Genomic DNA, 17,030 nt, shown 5'->3' on the forward strand with positions numbered 1-17,030 from the left:
GATCAGATTAATAAATTATGAACTATTTTGGCACTACTCTTACATTATCAATGGCAAAGAACAAATCTTGTTCCAGGTCAGCTTCTAATGCAGGGCCCCATACAAAGAAGGTAAAGCCGCCAAAATCATCTGGATATGTCAATGAGAGGTCATTGACAGAAGCATCATGAGAAAACCTAAATTCAGTCATTGGGATAGAAACGGTTATCCATCCCTCAGTCTGAAAATTATCCTGCTGTTCGAACCATGGTCGCCACAAAGCACGTCCAAGACCGGCATCACTGTAATAGCTGTTACCTCCGTTAACGTCAGGAACATCCTGTGGTGTAAAAATACATTGCAGATAACCCACTGCCCAGGGATTAACCACGTTAACTTCAAACTTTAATGCCATATCGGAAAGACTATTATCCCCCAGTTCAAATAAGGGGTTCTTCTGAAGCGGATTATTAATCCAGGTTCCCCAAAGGTTCATGGCCAGATTGTCTTCCACCCAGCCCCAGTCTGTAAGAGTGCCTGAAAGTGCCAGATAATCACCTGAAACACCTTCGGGATTACTACCTTGCGTGTTTCCCGAACGCCACCCGGCACCAAACATTGTGTCGAAATCAAGAAAGACGTTTCTATCGTCGCGGAAGTAAAACGAAGAACGCGTTGAGCCATACATCGATTTAACGGTAACAGGACCCGAACCAACTCCTTCGGGGACAATAACACGAATCTCCTTAAGCGTATAACTTTCTACTTCTGCCTCAATATTTCCCGGGAAAAATACCTGCAAAGGCTTCTCTTCGCTACCCAGAAAATAGTTGCCACGGATAATAGCCACGCCGCCTGCAGGCACATATTCACACTTCATAGAAGTAAGAAGAGGCTCCGGCACCTGAACCTGGAAATCGTATGTATATTCCAACCCTCCCCGTGTTACGAGTTTGATTTGATCCGTAACCTCTTCCGGAATGGTATTCGGAATAGTTACAATAATGGCATCATTGGTTATATAATTGACATTGAGTACAGCTTTCTGGTCATTAAACCATATCTCTACCACATTACCAAGGTCTTCGCCAACCAGGGCGATCGTACTTCCCAAATATGCACTGACCAACAAGGAATCTGAGGCCAGCGGGTCTGTAACCCGGACATATTTAATCTCCGGCATATCACCGGTTCCGTTGTCCGAATTGTCTTCGCAGGACTGAAAAACAGTCCCGGTCAACATTACGGCTATTAAAAGGAGTAAAAGCTTAAATGCAGTACTTCTTTTTAAAGGCTCTTTTATATTATTCATAACACAATATTATCTAAGTTGTTGTCTTTATTTATTTTATAACTCAATTTCACACTGTATCCAATCATTAATTTGATTCACTAATAATTATATCAGAATAAAAATTGATTTTTAAGGTCTAATGGAACTCCCATACAAGGTTTTATACATATTCATATTGCGACATGCTCAATTCATGAATAACCTATGTCTTTGGTCTAATAGCCTGTGAGTTTTTCTAATAAGGAATGGTACTAAAATCGAACGGTACCGGCTCCTTACTCAAATTGGGGTTCATAGACAAATCAATATCAGGGAACGGCAAAGTAAAGTCATCGCGTGTAATATTGACCTTAAATGAGTTTACGGCAATTTCTGAAGCATCGACTTCACCTTTGTAATATCCATAAATATCTCCTTCGTAACTGCCCCTTTCCTGTTGATTAATCCATTGGCGCGCTAATTCAGGCTTATAGTATGAGAGTCTGACATAGTCGTACCAGTTGTCGCCCTCTATTGCAAATTCTTTTCTCCTTTCATTGAATATTGTTTCAAATGTAAGACTCGTAACAGGATCGGCATCTGGTATAGCTCTTTGCCTCACAGCATTAAAATATTTCAACGCTTCAGTATCAGTAGTCGACTCGTTATTCCCCAAAATAGCTTCAGCATAAATGAGATAAACATCCGCTAATCGCAATATATGCGTTGCCAGGTCGGTTGCCATACGTTGTCCGAGGTTGCCGTTTTCAGCAGCATGATCGCCCTCATAATGTCCTACAATGTGCTTTACCATGAACGCACCTGTCGGGACACCAAAAGTAGCACCTGCAACATTATTGTCATTATCCATCGTTGCAGTGAATCCACCAACATGCCGCCAGAAATAATCATAATGATCGTTCCACATCATCATGGTTGCTTTTCGTCTTGTATCATCATTCTGGCGCGTTGGACTAAGAGCATCTTCTCCAAACAGGTTTTGCAAATCAATTGTAACACCTCGCCATGAGCCCCATGTATCACCGGCAATACCGGTAAAATTGTTAAGCGCTACATCGGATTGAATGGAGTTTTGAGAGGTCCATGTATTAGAAATAGTCCACCGCCACGAAATCAGATTTTCTGAGTTATAATTACCGGTACTAATACGGAAAAGGTTACTGTATACAGGCTCAAGCGTACCGGGATATTCATCAATTACAGTTTTAGCATATTGTTTAGCAAGGTCAAGATACTGCTGGTCCCTGCTTCCGTTCATTCCGAGCCCGGATCTGGTCAGATAGACTTTAGCCAGCAGGCCCATTGCAGAATACTTATTAATTCGTCCTTCCCGGTTATCGGCAGGCAACAACTCAATGGCCCTCAAAAGGGTTCGTTCAATGTACTCATATACATCTTCAAGATTGTTTCTTCGAAGGTCTGTCGCTGTTCCGGCACCAATTATTTCAGTATTACTGTGAATTATCGGAACTGCACCCCATATTCTTGCCAGGTAAAAGTAAGCTAACGCTTTAAAAGTCATCGCTTCTCCAGTAACCGTATTTTTTACTTCCGGACTGACACCGGAACCAGATTTGGAAGCAATATTTTCTATAACCGCATTGCAGTGTCCGTTAACCAGCCATAAAGAATTGGATGCATTCACCAAATCCTCATTGGTTGAGTTCAGGTTAAAATTCTGATAAATGGTTTCAGTTCCGGTATAAATATTTCCGGCCAACTGATCTCCGATCCATAGAAAACCTCTTTGAAAATCATACCATGGCGAGTTATACAGAACGTTGGCCGCCTGAAAGCACTGTTCTTCCGTTTGATAAAAATTATCAATTGTGTAGGAGTCCTCTGTAGGTCGGTGCAAAAAATCTTCACAGGATGTAGCAGTAAGAAGTAAAACTGCCAGGACTCCAATTGTTTTATATTTTAATACATTCTTCATACGAATCAATTTTTGTTGTTTTAATCCAACAGGAACCTTCATCAACAATAACCCGTAGTTTTTTGGGTAACTTTTAAAATATCGGGATCCTATTCAGAAATCTTCTAAAACGCAACGTCCAATCCAAACATAAAAATGCGAGGTGCCGGGTAACGGCCGTTGTCAAGTCCGTAAACGTTCGCACTTGTCTGGCTGGCGCCAATTTCGGGATCAAACCCGGAATAATTTGTAATAGTATACAAGTTCTGAACCCCGGCAGTGACTTTCAGATTGTCTACACCATATCGGTTAATAATTCTTTTAGGGACAGAATAAGAAAGCGACACGTTTCTAAATCTCAGGTAGGAACCATCTTCAATGTACCGATCAGAAATTCTTGTGTTATCATTAGGATCTCCGGCGATGGCTCTTGGCATATTATCTTTCCCCATCTGAACAATCTGAACATTATCGATATCGTTGTACCATCCTTCAACATCCTCAATTGGTCCAAGAATGGTTCGTTCGGTAACTTCTGAAAGTTGGTTGTCCCACAAATTGTCCATACTTGTAAGACTTCTTCCGATATAGTTCAGTACCTTATTGCCATAATTTCCGTTTATAAAAACTGTCAACTCCAAATTCCTGTACCGGAAAGTGTTATTCCAGCCATAAGAAAAGGTTGGCCAGGGTGACCCCAAAAACGTTCGGTCGTATTGATCAATGACACCGTCAGGTTTACCATTGGGACCTGAAATATCTTTAAATTTCAGATCGCCAACCCACGTAGTGGTGGCGCGATCCCATATAAGTTCGCCTGTATCTTCGTTAACTGATGGAAAAGCTTCCTGACGTGGACTGTTAATAATGTCTTCTTTACTCGTAAAAATACCATCTACCTTATAGCCATAAAAACCATAAAGAGATTGCCCTATCTCGGTAAGGGTTACAACGTCACTCCATTGTCCATATCCTTCAATATGGGCTGATGGAGAATCTGTTAAGCCCAACAATGTGTTATCATTCATTGTAAAGGTTATATTGCTCTCCCACATGAACAATGGCCGGGCAACAGGAACGGCGTTAAAAGTAATCTCAACCCCTTTGTTACGTATTTCTCCAAAGTTTCCCATTGGAGGATTCAGGCGTGACGAAGCATTACCCCTTGTACCCATATAGGAAGGTAACTGCATGGACATCAACATGTCTGTCGATGTTTTGTGATAAAGATCTATAACAACATCGATACGGTTTCTAAACAGGCCAAAATCGATTCCAAGGTTGTACTGTTCCTGCTCTTCCCATTGGATATAGGGGTTTGCAATATTACTCTGCCGATACCCCATTCCAAGTCCGGTAGGCATTTTTGTAATCGATGCTCCCCACTGGTAACCGCCGATATCCGCGTTTCCTGTCTGCCCCCAGCCTGCACGTATCTTAAAGCTGTTTACAATAGGGCTGATACCATCCCAGAATGGCTCATCCGAAACTCTCCACATAGCAGATGTTGCATGAAATGGCGCCCATCTGTTTTCAGGACCAAAATTTGAAGAGCCGTCATACCGGAAGGTATAAGTTAAATAGTATTTTCTGTTGTAATTGTAATTGGCGCGGGTAAAAAAGGATGCCATAGAACCGCTTCCAAAACCTGAACCAACAGTCATGGTGTTATTCTCGCCGAGACTTGGCGAGTGGACTTCATTACTAGGCAGGGCATTACTTGTTCCACTCAGGTATTCCCATGAAGATTCAGATACTTCCTGTCCAACCATAACTGTTGGATTGTGATTGCCGAACGATCTGCTATAAGTTAAATAGTTCTTCAACTCCCAGTATCTGTTTTTGTTATATTGCCAGCGCGAACTGTTTTGTGTATTACTGACATTTCCGTACTGATAGGTTGGAAGAAACGTATATGCATCCGTGTTGCCAATATTAAGAGAAGCCTCGGTACGTAAGTCAAGGCCTTCGATGAAAGTAATATCACTATAAATATTACCGATAAAATTGGTCCTTTCAAGTCTTATTTCTTCATCAAGCGCTTTAGCGATTGGATTAATTTTGCCTGGCGATCCTTCTCTTTCATCACCAGACCACGATCCATCTACGTTATAGACAGGAACATCGGGCGAAGTCTTTAAAGCGACGTTAATGATTCCTTCGTCACTGTTGTTCAGCCCCAGGTCATCCTCCGACTGTGCGAAAGTTAAATTTGTTCCGACATCCCACCAATCCTTCAATTCAACATCAAGATTAACACGCCCGGTGAAACGATCGTATCCACTACCAACTACTATACCTTCCTGGTCAAAATAACTACCGGAAATAAAATACCGGCTCTTTTCTGTTCCGCCACTGGCACTAATTTGATGTTTCTGCATAGGAGCGGATTGAAAAACAGCTTCCTGCCAATCTGTCCCCTCACCTAACAAGCCGGGGTCTAACAATTCCTCACGGGATTCCCTTCCGTCAGTTTCGGCAGCAATATTGTTACTGTATTCTGCATATTCACGCAAATTCAATACGTCGATCCGTTTGGCTTGTTCCTGAATCCCGTACTCAAAATTGTAGTTAAACCTCGGTTCACCGGTTTTCCCTCTCCTTGTTGTGATGAGTACTACACCATTGGCACCTCTTGAACCGTAAATGGCGGTTGCGGAAGCATCCTTTAAAATTTCCATGGATTCAATATCAGAGGGGTTGATGCTTGACAATCCGCCGCCAAAAGTACTAACCGGACCATTCCCAAGCCGGTCGCCAATTCCAACGTCATGACTACCCTGAATAACATTTTGGATAGGTACTCCATCTACTACATAGAGAGGTTCTGCCGCACCTGAGCTCAAAGTGCTTTGCCCCCGTATCCGGATAGAAACAGATGCACCTGGCTGGCCGGAAGTAGTAATAGCCGTTACGCCGGCAGCGCGTCCCTGAAGGGCCTGATCAAGATTGGCCGACATGGTTTCTTCAAGGTCATCCCCACTCACAGAAACACTGGCTGTGGAAACATCGCTTTTTTTCATTGTACCGTAACCAACAACCACAACTTCATCTATGGCCCTTGTTTCAGGTACCATCTGAACATCAACAACCGACCGGGTTCCCACCTCAATGGACTGGTTTTTAAACCCGATAAAGGAAAATCTTAACACATCATGTCCTTCCTCAAGAGTAATACTGTAATTTCCGTCAATATCAGTAATGGTACCGGATGTAGTCCCCTGAATAAGGACGGAAACACCGGGTAGTGGCGCCCCGGTTTCATCGGTAACGTTACCCGTTACGGTTCTTTCCTGCCCAAAAGTTAAAAAATGAAAGGCAAGAAAAAACATCACTAAAAAAAACCGCAGATTTTTTCTCATAAGTAAAAAATTAAAATTCAACTGAGTTTAGCTGTGAAAAATACACTTTTATATAAATACAAATGTATGTTAACAAATACTTAATTGCTAATATTATTTTATCACTTTCTATCAAAATTTAATAAATTGTATTCCTGAAAAGAAAAAGCGTGAATATAAAAGAGAATAGAGCTACACATTGTTATTGCATCATTTAAAACAAGATGAGGGATACAAGAAATACGATCTACAAAGAAAGAAATTAAAGCAAGACGAAGTCAAATACAAAATTCGGTTTAATTATACATACTATTTTATCATTAAAAATTATGAATGATATGAGTGAATTAATGTAGGATTCATATTATCACCGCGCTATAGGTGGAATAATAATCAAAATAGTTTGTCTTTACGAGTAGTTAAATTTTGACTTTATTATTGAAATGAAACTATGTTTCAGAAAAAAATGTCTAACAAGAGAAATATATGTTGTTACCTAAGTTACCGAACTTACAAAGGAGTAGTCGAATTCATATCAGGCATAGTAAGCTGTAAATAAAGTAAAATAAGGGAGGAAACACCGAGGAAGTATTTTTGTTATATTGATATTTTTTAACAATAAAAATTATACACTTTGGCTCAAACAGTCAAAAATGATGATAATGTTAAAACAACATGTAGTGACTAAAATAGATCAATTGCATAATTTTTAGCGTGCTTCATTCACTATACCAGAAAACCAAATATTTAGCACCCCTTCTAATGTTTTAACCCAAACATTACTTCTCCTTCAATTTCTACCAGCAGATCATCACGACAAACATCGGCTTTGACAAAGACCATGGGTGTTCCCGGATATATCTGTTCACACATATTGCGAACCAGTGCGAAGTCTTTTTCATACTTAACATAGATGCGGAGCAACAGATAGTTAGCTGAAGTAGTTACAAAATCGGGAACATGCTTTTTTATATTGTTTGAATCTGTAAGGGTTTTGATATGCCTAACGGTTGTATCAATTTGTCTCTTCAAATCATTAACTCCTACAGTTTTCTCGCCGACAATAGATGCCGTACCTGAGACAAACAATGTTGTATTACCGGGGAAGGCAAGCAGACGGGCCCGTTCAAACTGCGGAGGTTCTTTTTTGTTACGATTTGACAAGGCTACTCCTACAAGAACATCCTGTCCATAAGCGTAAGGATTCTGTTGATGCTCATTATCAACAGGGACATTTATAACTTCTTTATATTCTTCAACTGCATAAAAATCGATAGATACTCCTTGAGCCGATGTTCCAATACCAGTGGCAGCAGGAAAATCTTTCCCATTCCTGTACTTCTTATAATACTGACTTCTTACCTCATTAAATACCTGGTAGTTTTGTATTGCTTTTCCTCCCCTGCGCTCTATATGAAGTATGTGTCCGATATAATTCCATTGACGGACAACGTTGTCCATGTTCATGCCCTCATTCTCGAGAACTTGAAGCATATCGGTAAAAGCTCCGGAAGAATCCTCTTTGACATCCCCTGAAGAAAAATTTTTACTTCCCATACCACATGCCCAAATCTCTTTATGGAATGAATCTCTGACAACAGTATAGAACAAATCATTCACTTCCTTAAAAGTTATTTCAACCTCACCAGAGGACATTGTTCCCGCTTCTATGGTGACATGAAATCCATTTTCCGGTTTTTGGGCCAAAACTGTATGTGCCGGGACTTCATCTTTAAATTGCTCAATAATGTCATTGATAATGATAGTCCGATAGCGCAGATACTTTTCTTCCTCTTCGGCATCAATAAAAACCACCAGTTTGAATAATTTATTGCTTCTGCCCATTTCCCTGAGCTGGGCGAGGCAGCTTTGCCATTCTCCTTCTATATCCTGCTCTTCTGCAGGGGTAATTATTTGATAGGTTCGATTCATTCTTAAAAATCTCTTTCTAATAAGTTTACTTCTAAATAACAAAAATTTTCCCCTTTCCTTTTCCCTTTTGTGGACACTACATTCAACAAATCTCAATCATTGAACTTTTATTCCTTCCATGTTGTAGGCTTCTTCAATTTCTTTTACTGACAAAGAGATATTATCATCAACAAATTCGGGAATATTAAAAGAATAAAATGAATTCAAATAAAAATTCGGATCTTTTTGAGGAAGCAAGAATGGTTTGCCCGCTTTTCCATCATTTCCTATCCAGGCAAAATAAGGCATTGTATATAGCCCATTTACTCTACGGCTGCTAAACACCGCCCAATTTGAATTAGAAGACCATGAGTGATAACTCTCGGTATCATTGCTATTAACTTGCTCAAGTGGTCTATACCTCCCTGTCTCAAGATTGAGAAGATAAAGGTCGGCTTCTTTATGCCAAATTGAAAAATTGCCGTAGTCTGCAAGAGTGAACATTAAAAATTTCCCATTAGGTGATATCCTTGGAAATGTAACACTCTGGTCAGTGTCGGAAACACGAACCAGGGTGTCAACTTTTGTTCCTAACTCCCCTGTTGCTGGATCAAATTCAATTCTGCAAAGATTATATTTTACATCCTGATAGTCAGCAGGCATTTTTGTTGCTTTTGATGAGCAAAAATACAAATACTTCCCATCAGGAGAAAAGGTTGGAAAGGTCTCAAACCAGTCCTTCGATATCAATTTTTTATCTGTAATAACCTTATTGTCCCGAGTATCATAAATAACAACATCAGACTTTGAATCAAAAACTTCAATTCTCTTTTCTTTAGTTGCATGAAAAGCCTGAGCTGTTTTGTTAATAGAGAATGCGATATATCGACCTCCCGGATGCCAATAAGGATATTGAAACCCGGAATATAACTGGTCTGGTTTTGAGTTAATTTTAATCACCCCGGAATCATTGGTAATAAAAGTTCCTCCGTTCTTTCCACGCAGATGAAACATCATTTGTTCATGATCTCGTTCACGGAAGGAATGACAATTCATGCAAGCACCAGGAAAAAGTCTGTTAGTAACCACCTCTGTTTGCCTGAAATCCTCAAGTGAACGTTGATAAATTCCCATACTGCTCCACACCTGATACCCGGGAGCAATCAATCGGTAGACAAGATATGGGTCAATTGGTTCTTTTTTAACAAAGACAGAAAAGGGGTTGAATGCAATCCATCCACTGTCGCTCTTCGCAAAAACGTTAACCCCAATCGCACGACCAACATTACTCTCTAACAATGTTTCCCATTCGATTTTATCGAAATCAGCATATTTATTACTTTCTGAAACCAATACTTTATTTTTTCCTCTAACCTCGACATATATCTCAGAGAAATGATCAGTAAGTTTAAAATTCAACGGAGCTATATTAACAGGAATAGTTACATTAACATAGTCCGGGAATATTGAAGGATATTCAGAAGTTTGAAAAGCATTTTCAGGCTTTTGGCTACAGGCCACTATCAACAGTATAAATCCTGCTGTTATAAAAAATCGTCTCATAATTACTCCCTCCTTGTTGTCATGATTTCAATTATCATCGATAATGATAGTAATACCAAAATGAATCAGAAAACTCCTTTTCTAATAATTTCTGAGCATTGGGATAACGGGTATAAATATCCACATATTCGTACAATCGGTTCTTTGTCCTCTCTTCAATAGGAAAATTACTTTGTTCCACAGCCTCTTGTGATTTAAGTCCCAATACATACAAAACTGCTTCCTGAAAAGCTACCGGAAGATACTTGTAATTCATCTCATGCCCAAGATGTACATATTTCATAAACGATTCGATATCTTTTCTTACAAGATAATAAGACATAAGATACTCAAAAGCCATCTTGTGATCCGGATGATCTCGCAAAAGAGCAAGTAATATCTGATCCATATTCTCCACTGAGAAAAAATAGTCCTGTATAGGCCTTAGTCTTCTTTTTTCACCCCAGTCGGGATGATTATTAATTTTGCTTTCGTTGTAGAGATAGTCTTCGGCTTGCTCAGCCCAGTCTTTATAGAAAAATGTTTTCTTGAGCAACTGAATGTATTTGTTAGCCAATTCATAATCACCATTGATAATTGCAACATCCGTCAATCTTTGCAATGACCTGGTGGACTTTCTCAAGTCCGGCATCGCCTCGGTTGCCTCAAAAATATATTGCTGCGAGACGTTGACTAATCCAATATGATAATAAGTTTCATTCCCGATCATCGCGCTTAATTGTTCCCTCTCATATGGAAGAAATAGTCCGACCGGCCCAATTTGCTCAAAATGAAATAACCGCTCGCCTAATTGGTTGGTTTTTGCAAGGGCCAAATTTAAATAATTCACCGCAAACGCGTTCCTGGGGAGGCGATTTTCACATAGACTTATTATTTCTTCCCAATTATTATGGCGAACATGATAATCAAGTTTTTTAATATATTCTGCTTTGGGATTAGCGAACAAACTATGCCCGCCTAAAAAAACCAACAATAAAAAAGCAACCTGAATAATATAAAGAGTATTTCTTCTTCCCCTGTTTATAATTTTTTTGTCAAAATAAAGAACTATTGGCAATGAAATTGCTATCAAAATCCAAATCAAGACAACAGGAAATGGGAAAACCGTGGATATTTTATGAAAATGTTCTGTTATATATGCCTGAAGCACAGGCACCGGATCGTAATGTAACCTATAAATGACCGGTAAAAATACAGCAAGCAAAATTTCCAGGACTAAGCAACTCCATAACCATCCCTTTATTCCTATACTACTTCCCCTTTTAACAAATTCAAACGACAATGTAAATAACACAAATAGAATATAACTACCCCCGGCAGTAAAATAAACTAAAAGAACAATCAGCAGTCCCACAATTGAGCGTATCCTGAAATCCCTGATAGCCGTATACAGCAAAACTCCGGTCAAAGCAATTACAACGGAAATAAGTCCGCTCAAAAGATAAAACTCTTCACTTAATATTGTACAATACCATATAGAGGGCAAAAAGCTTAGTATGTAAAAATGACTTGCTCCGGGAACCGATCTTTTTAAGATTTTCCAAAAAAGTTGCTGCAAACTCAAAAGCCAGAATAGTATAATAACAGGTCCTCCAAAAGGAATAATGTAAAATTGTGTGAAAAACTCTCCTAAATATCCCGACAATCCACCAGCCGTAGATATAGAATTAAAAAAATAATCCCGGCTAAAAAGAAACAACTGAAGCGGCTCCTGAAAAAAAAGAGAATAAGGATAACCAAATTGCCAAAAAACAATCACTAATAAACTAAAAAACAAAAGAAACCATTGTCGGTGATATGTTTTAAAAAAAGAAATCCACATTTTTAAACGAACCGTCATATCATAATAGTTTTAATATCCTCCCTAATAAGTGTCTGTCCATAAAGTGCCATTTACTGTGTTACGCTCGTCCGAAAATTACTCATTTACGATTAGTAAACTCCGTATTTTCGGACTTCGCAAGCCTAGTAAATGACACTTTCTGAACAGACACATGATAAGTAGGAAACTTTTCCCACTTTATAGACAGTCACTAATAAGACTGAAAAATCATTGAACAGACCCATTGTATTCAATGCCGACAGGAGTTACCTTCTCCGATGACATTGAAAAAATATCTTCAATATCTTCAGCTTCGAAACCTGGTTGTATCGAAAAAAGCTCAGGGATATTAAAAGATTTATAAAAATAGTCATAAAATTCCGGATCTTTTTGGGGAAGAACAAAAGGTTTATGTCCCTGCCCTTCTTTATCTATATATGCAAAATAGGGTTTCCCGTAAAGACCGTCATCCCGTTTACTTGCAAAAACGATCCAGCGACTGTTAGATGCCCAACAATGATAAGAGTTTGAATACTTTTTATTATTATTAATTTCCGGAAGTTCATTAATTTCTCCATTCTTCAAATCAATTAAATTTAATCTGGCTTCCGGATGCCATATTGGAAATGTTCCATAATCAAAAACTGTAAACAATAAATATTGTCCATCCGGAGAAACCCGAGGTTCACTTACTGTTTTATCATGTTTTTTTGCCGAAAAAAGTGTGTCAACACAATCGCCAAATGAACGAGTCTCCTCAAAAAAGTCAACAGAACAAAGACTGTATTTCAAAGACTTATAACCTTCAGGTAACACTACAGAATCGGCAACACAAAAGAACAATCTTTCTCCATCTGCAGAAAATTCAGGGAAAGTCTCGAATTGACCCGGTTTGCTAATAGAATTGCCCGAAAAGATTTCATTTTTTCGTATATCCAGCACGACTAAATCAGAGGTAGTATCATAAACTTCCATTCTCATATCATTAGTAGAATAGAATTCAGGGATTATAATGTTTGTTGAAAAAGCGATAAAGCGTCCACCAGGGTGCCAATTTCCATACACTCCCGAGGAAATTGTTCCCTCTGTGGAAGTGTCTATCTTCCGTAAATCCCCATTTTCGTTGATAATAGTGCCCCCTCTCTCCGGATGCCGCAAATGAAAGAATGATTTACCGGGTAATTTTTGATTACCGATATGACAATTCATGCATGCTCCATCCAGCTGATTATTGTCTGCTAACACTTTTTCTTCAAAGTTACTGACATTCCTTAAACTTAAATTGATCTTGTTCCATACCTCATACCCTGGCTCAATAAGCCGGTAGCTAAGCCACTGATCAATCGGTTCGTTGGCAACATACCAAAAAAATGGCAAATATTTAGACCACTTCTTCCTGTTCAAAGTAGATACCTCAATCCACAGAGTGTCTCCTTTATGTGCCTCTAAAAATTTATTAAATCGGTCGATCCTGAAAAAAATTTTATGCTTTCCTTCAATTTTCATTTTGTCTTCAGTACCCCTCATTGTCACAACAACCCTATCGATACTATCTGGAACCATAAAATTAAGCGGAGCTATATTTGGAGGAATTACAATATCTGTATAATCGGGGTATATCAAAGGCTTTTGATCGACATATGAAACATCGGATAAATCCGGTTCTGAACAACCAAAGCTCAAAATCAGCCCTATTCCACTCAACAAAATAGAAATAATATGCACATTAATCTTCTTCTGCATCTGCATAATGATAATAAAACCAATAAGTTTCCTCAAATTTCGCTTTCAGTTTTAACCCTTCACCCTCATATCGTTCAAATTGCTTATTATAATCAGCAAATCTACTGATAGTTGCAGGCTCAACAGGAATTTCAGACCATATTTCAAGATCAGGATTATTAATATAATAGACCACTAACGCTTCCTGATAAACTCTCGGTATTCTTCCTCGAAGCAATATATCCCTGTATTCGAAAAAGGTATAAGCAAATTCTTCAACATCCTTACTCAAAAGATGATAGCACAATTTATAATGTAATGCCTTCTGATTCTTTGGGTTTTCCTCAAGTAGCAAATTTAAAGCCTTAATATGTTCATTAGGCCGACGAAGATCTTCACTTGATGGAACCAAAGGTCTTTTCTCTTTCACCCAGGATATTTGGGCAATCCTGCTTTCGTCATACAGCACTTCAAGCAATCTTTTTGCCCATTTCTTGTGAAATAAAGTGGTTTCAAGAATTCTTAAATATTTTTCTGCAACTTTATATTCCCCGTTAATTATATTGATTTGCACTAATCTTCTTAACAATCTTGAACTATAATTATTTGGGGCAAAGATCATTCCCTGTAGTGCTGAATGTTGAGAAGCATTGACATCACCGATATGAAAATACACCTCATTAACTAAAAATAATGGGCAAGTAACTGCCCTTATTACTCACAGGAAGAATCAACCCTTTAGGACCTGTTTGATTGATGCTAAAGAACTTTTCAGCAAGTTCGCCCCTCGCTGAATGCGCCAAATTACAATAATAAGCCCCTACACTACTTTTGTAATCATAATATTCTGCAAACTCGTACATCTTGTCAATATTCCCAAAATACCATTCAGAGTCAAGAGCAAGAAGCTTCTCAATCCTAAGATTCACATTGGAATGAAAACCAAAAGAAATAATTGCAATAAACACAGAGGCAATGAACAGTTGTAAAGCCCTATTTTTAAATGTTTTATTTAACGCAAATAATAAGATAGAAAGAATCAAAGAAATGAAAGGTATAATAATCCAAAACAATGAAATAAGCTCGTTCTGAAAAGGAAAGAAATATGCCTGAAAAACAGAAATTGTATAATACTGCCGAAATAACAGAGGAACTACTGCTGAAAAAATGACCCCTAAAAAAGATAAAATCTTTCTTCCTTTATTAAGCTGGAAGCCAGTAATTTTGTCTTCCGATAAAGGCTTCCATTCATAAAGTAAAACCAAAAAACCAATCAGAATAACAACTCCACCCAAAGTAACATACAATGCAGGATAAAGAATAATTGGCAATACCGGTCGCCACCATTTTAAGGGTAATAAAAAATATCCCCATAATAAAAGCAGTGCCAACAAATAAGACATCAAAAAAGAAAGGTCAGAATTTACATTAAATATCAAGAGGAGAACAAAAACCGGGGGAAAAACAGCATAAAAACCACTTAATGGTTTCCCGGAGAATATTTGAATCACCTTCTTTGTCAGTAAAAAAATCAGCAAAAAGCTTACTGACACAATTATTGCTGCCATTCCCCTTAGATAAAAAAACTGGCTGAAGAAATCTCCTAAAAATCGTGCAAAAAAAGCCGGTTTCCCGAAATAACTTGTTATATGATGAGAGTCGAAGGCAAATAAAGCTATCTGTTCTTTTAAAAAGAAATGATATTGAAATGAGAAATGAATGAACGCCCAAACGATTAATGTCGCAATAACCCCTGGGACGTTTTTCTCAAACATTTTATCAATAACATTTAACTCTTGTCTGTGTTTCTTCAACTTCATTTAATGACTGTTTTCAAATTCAGCTTGTTGTCCTTTAGATTTTGTTGCAACATTTGCTATCTGATAAGGAGATATTTCAAAAGGCTCATTTAGAAATTCCGGAACATTAAATGAAAACAAAAAAGAATCGTAAAAATCCGGATCTTTCTGTGGTAATAAAAAGGGCTTTTGTGGAGCTCCCTTCTCATCAACATATCCAATCCAGGCATCCATAAAAAGACCATCACGTCTTCTGCTGCTAAAAACAACCCAATGTCCGTTAGAAGACCACGAGTGCCAACTTTCAACATTATCACTATTAAAAGCCTTCAGTTCAACTAATTCACGCTTCGTTAAATCATAGATATATAAATCAGCTTCAGGATTGTATGCAGGGAAATTTCCATAGTCCAAAGTAGTAAGCATTATGTACTTGCCATCAGGTGATACCCGAGGCAAAGACACACTTTTACCCAAAGTTCTTGCTGAAATAATGGTATCAACGTCGTTTCCAATTATCCCTTTGTACTCATCGAAAGAAACAGAACAAAGACTATATTTCATTTCCTCTTGCTCTTCAGGTAGTTTTCCAGAAGGAGAACTTACAAAATACAGCCTCTCACCATCTGGTGAAAAACAAGGAAAAGCTTCATACGCATTTGGAGAACTCAAAACAGAAGAAGTAAAAAACTCATTTCTGTCCACATTATATATTACCATATCTGATTTCATGTCTAATGCATGTGCTCGTACATCTCCTATAGCATGAAAGATCTGGGTTACCTGATTGACTGAAAATGCGATATAATTTCCGGATGGATGCCAGGCCGGAAATCCGGCACTGCCAAAAGTATGATCCGTTTTAGTTTGGATTTTTTTCAAATCTCCATCTGAAAAGATGATGGTGCCACCATAATTTTCTCTTAAATGCAACATCCATGAATCGGCCTTATTGTCCCTGAAATTATGGCAATTCATGCATGTTCCCGGCATTACCTCACTATCCAAAATCAATTTTTCCTTAAAACTGCTCAACTCCCGCTGGTAAACCCCCATTGTGTTCCATGTCTGATAGCCCGGCATAATCCGTCGATATAGCAACAATTTATCAATCCTGTGTTCAGACACATAAAAACGAATTGGATTATGCTTTGTCCACTTGCTGCCATTTCGAGAATAAACAGTAATGAAAACAGAATCTTCTCTGCTGTTACTCAAAAAATTAGTCCAATCTTTTTCTGAAAACTTTACCTTATTACTATCGAAAAAATAATCCATTTCGCTGTAGGAAGAAGAAACATTTACATACAAGTACCGGCAGCTATCCAGATATTTAAAATTTAGCGGAGCAATATTCCAGGGTACCGTGACACCATCATATTCAGGAAATACTTTAGGAAGAATCCCAGTTTCAAAAGCATTTGATAAATCAGGCTTTCCTTCTTTACAGCCAAAAAAAGATATGGCAATAACCAAACTTAAAGCGATGGTTCCATTAACTCTCTTCATGACTAGTGCGTGTCTATAAACTCGCATAAATTTTTACAATATGTGTGTCTGTTCAGAAAGTGCCGGTTGCAAGGCTTGCGAAGCCGCCAAAAACAGAGTTTACCTTAGTAAATGAGTATTTTGGCGACGAGCGTAATGCAGCAAATGGTACTTTCTGGACAGACACTAATTAATC

At 38.3% G+C, this 17,030-nt stretch carries 10 protein-coding genes; all 10 read right to left on the reverse strand.

All coding sequences use genetic code 11. The features are described from left to right. Positions 1 to 22 precede the first annotated feature (22 nt). The 10 genes from OQ5_RS0116960 to OQ5_RS21460 all read right to left on the reverse strand — a co-directional run bounded on the left by OQ5_RS0116960 (position 23) and on the right by OQ5_RS21460 (position 16,855). Complete coding sequence (locus OQ5_RS0116960) at positions 23 to 1,291, reverse strand: glycan-binding surface protein (protein ID WP_010420032.1); 1,269 nt, start codon at positions 1,289 to 1,291, stop codon at positions 23 to 25. A 217-nt stretch (positions 1,292 to 1,508) separates the two neighbouring features. After that, complete coding sequence (locus OQ5_RS0116965; RefSeq protein WP_026055363.1) at positions 1,509 to 3,209, reverse strand: RagB/SusD family nutrient uptake outer membrane protein; 1,701 nt, start codon at positions 3,207 to 3,209, stop codon at positions 1,509 to 1,511. Positions 3,210 to 3,313: 104 nt separating this feature from the next. After that, entirely contained in the window at positions 3,314 to 6,550 is a 3,237-nt protein-coding gene (locus tag OQ5_RS0116970; RefSeq protein WP_016778631.1) for a SusC/RagA family TonB-linked outer membrane protein, read from the reverse strand. Between the two features lie 738 nt (positions 6,551 to 7,288). Continuing rightward, the gene (locus OQ5_RS0116975) at positions 7,289 to 8,461 is read right to left on the reverse strand and encodes a pteridine-dependent dioxygenase (RefSeq protein WP_016778632.1); all 1,173 of its coding nucleotides are present in this window, start codon (positions 8,459 to 8,461) and stop codon (positions 7,289 to 7,291) included. A 96-nt stretch (positions 8,462 to 8,557) separates the two neighbouring features. Next, the gene (locus OQ5_RS0116980) at positions 8,558 to 9,859 is read right to left on the reverse strand and encodes a TolB family protein (protein WP_245531747.1); all 1,302 of its coding nucleotides are present in this window, start codon (positions 9,857 to 9,859) and stop codon (positions 8,558 to 8,560) included. 178 nt (positions 9,860 to 10,037) lie between these two features. Continuing rightward, on the reverse strand, positions 10,038 to 11,843 hold the full coding sequence (locus OQ5_RS0116985) for a DUF6057 family protein (RefSeq protein ID WP_010420019.1): 1,806 nt from the start codon (positions 11,841 to 11,843) through the stop codon (positions 10,038 to 10,040). A 210-nt stretch (positions 11,844 to 12,053) separates the two neighbouring features. Next, positions 12,054 to 13,568 (reverse strand): TolB family protein, encoded by a 1,515-nt coding sequence (locus OQ5_RS0116990; RefSeq protein WP_044108025.1) that lies wholly within the window; start codon positions 13,566 to 13,568, stop codon positions 12,054 to 12,056. Further along, positions 13,552 to 14,223: a DUF6057 family protein gene (locus tag OQ5_RS0116995; protein ID WP_141638893.1), complete on the reverse strand. Its 672-nt coding sequence runs from the start codon at positions 14,221 to 14,223 to the stop codon at positions 13,552 to 13,554. Before OQ5_RS0116995 ends, OQ5_RS0116990 begins: the two co-directional genes overlap by 17 nt. Before the next feature lie 4 nt (positions 14,224 to 14,227). After that, on the reverse strand, positions 14,228 to 15,367 hold the full coding sequence (locus OQ5_RS0117000; RefSeq protein ID WP_026055365.1) for a DUF6057 family protein: 1,140 nt from the start codon (positions 15,365 to 15,367) through the stop codon (positions 14,228 to 14,230). After that, positions 15,368 to 16,855 (reverse strand): TolB family protein, encoded by a 1,488-nt coding sequence (locus OQ5_RS21460; protein ID WP_016778634.1) that lies wholly within the window; start codon positions 16,853 to 16,855, stop codon positions 15,368 to 15,370. Positions 16,856 to 17,030: the final 175 nt, after the last annotated feature.

Origin of the sequence: Anaerophaga thermohalophila str. Valhall, assembly GCF_000250735.1 — a bacterium.
Classification (GTDB): Bacteria; Bacteroidota; Bacteroidia; order Bacteroidales; family Marinilabiliaceae; genus Anaerophaga; species Anaerophaga thermohalophila_A.

Bases quoted from the DNA above. Each gene is read 5' to 3' on its own strand.
- OQ5_RS0116965 (WP_026055363.1), bottom strand. From the start codon at position 3,209: ATGAAGAATGTATTAAAATATAAAACAATTGGAGTCCTGGCAGTTTTA.
- OQ5_RS0116970 (WP_016778631.1), bottom strand. From the start codon at position 6,550: ATGAGAAAAAATCTGCGGTTTTTTTTAGTGATGTTTTTTCTTGCCTTT.
- OQ5_RS0116990 (WP_044108025.1), bottom strand. From the start codon at position 13,568: ATGCAGAAGAAGATTAATGTGCATATTATTTCTATTTTGTTGAGTGGA.
- OQ5_RS0116960 (WP_010420032.1), bottom strand. From the start codon at position 1,291: ATGAATAATATAAAAGAGCCTTTAAAAAGAAGTACTGCATTTAAGCTT.
- OQ5_RS0116985 (WP_010420019.1), bottom strand. From the start codon at position 11,843: ATGACGGTTCGTTTAAAAATGTGGATTTCTTTTTTTAAAACATATCAC.
- OQ5_RS0116975 (WP_016778632.1), bottom strand. From the start codon at position 8,461: ATGAATCGAACCTATCAAATAATTACCCCTGCAGAAGAGCAGGATATA.
- OQ5_RS0117000 (WP_026055365.1), bottom strand. From the start codon at position 15,367: ATGAAGTTGAAGAAACACAGACAAGAGTTAAATGTTATTGATAAAATG.
- OQ5_RS21460 (WP_016778634.1), bottom strand. From the start codon at position 16,855: ATGAAGAGAGTTAATGGAACCATCGCTTTAAGTTTGGTTATTGCCATA.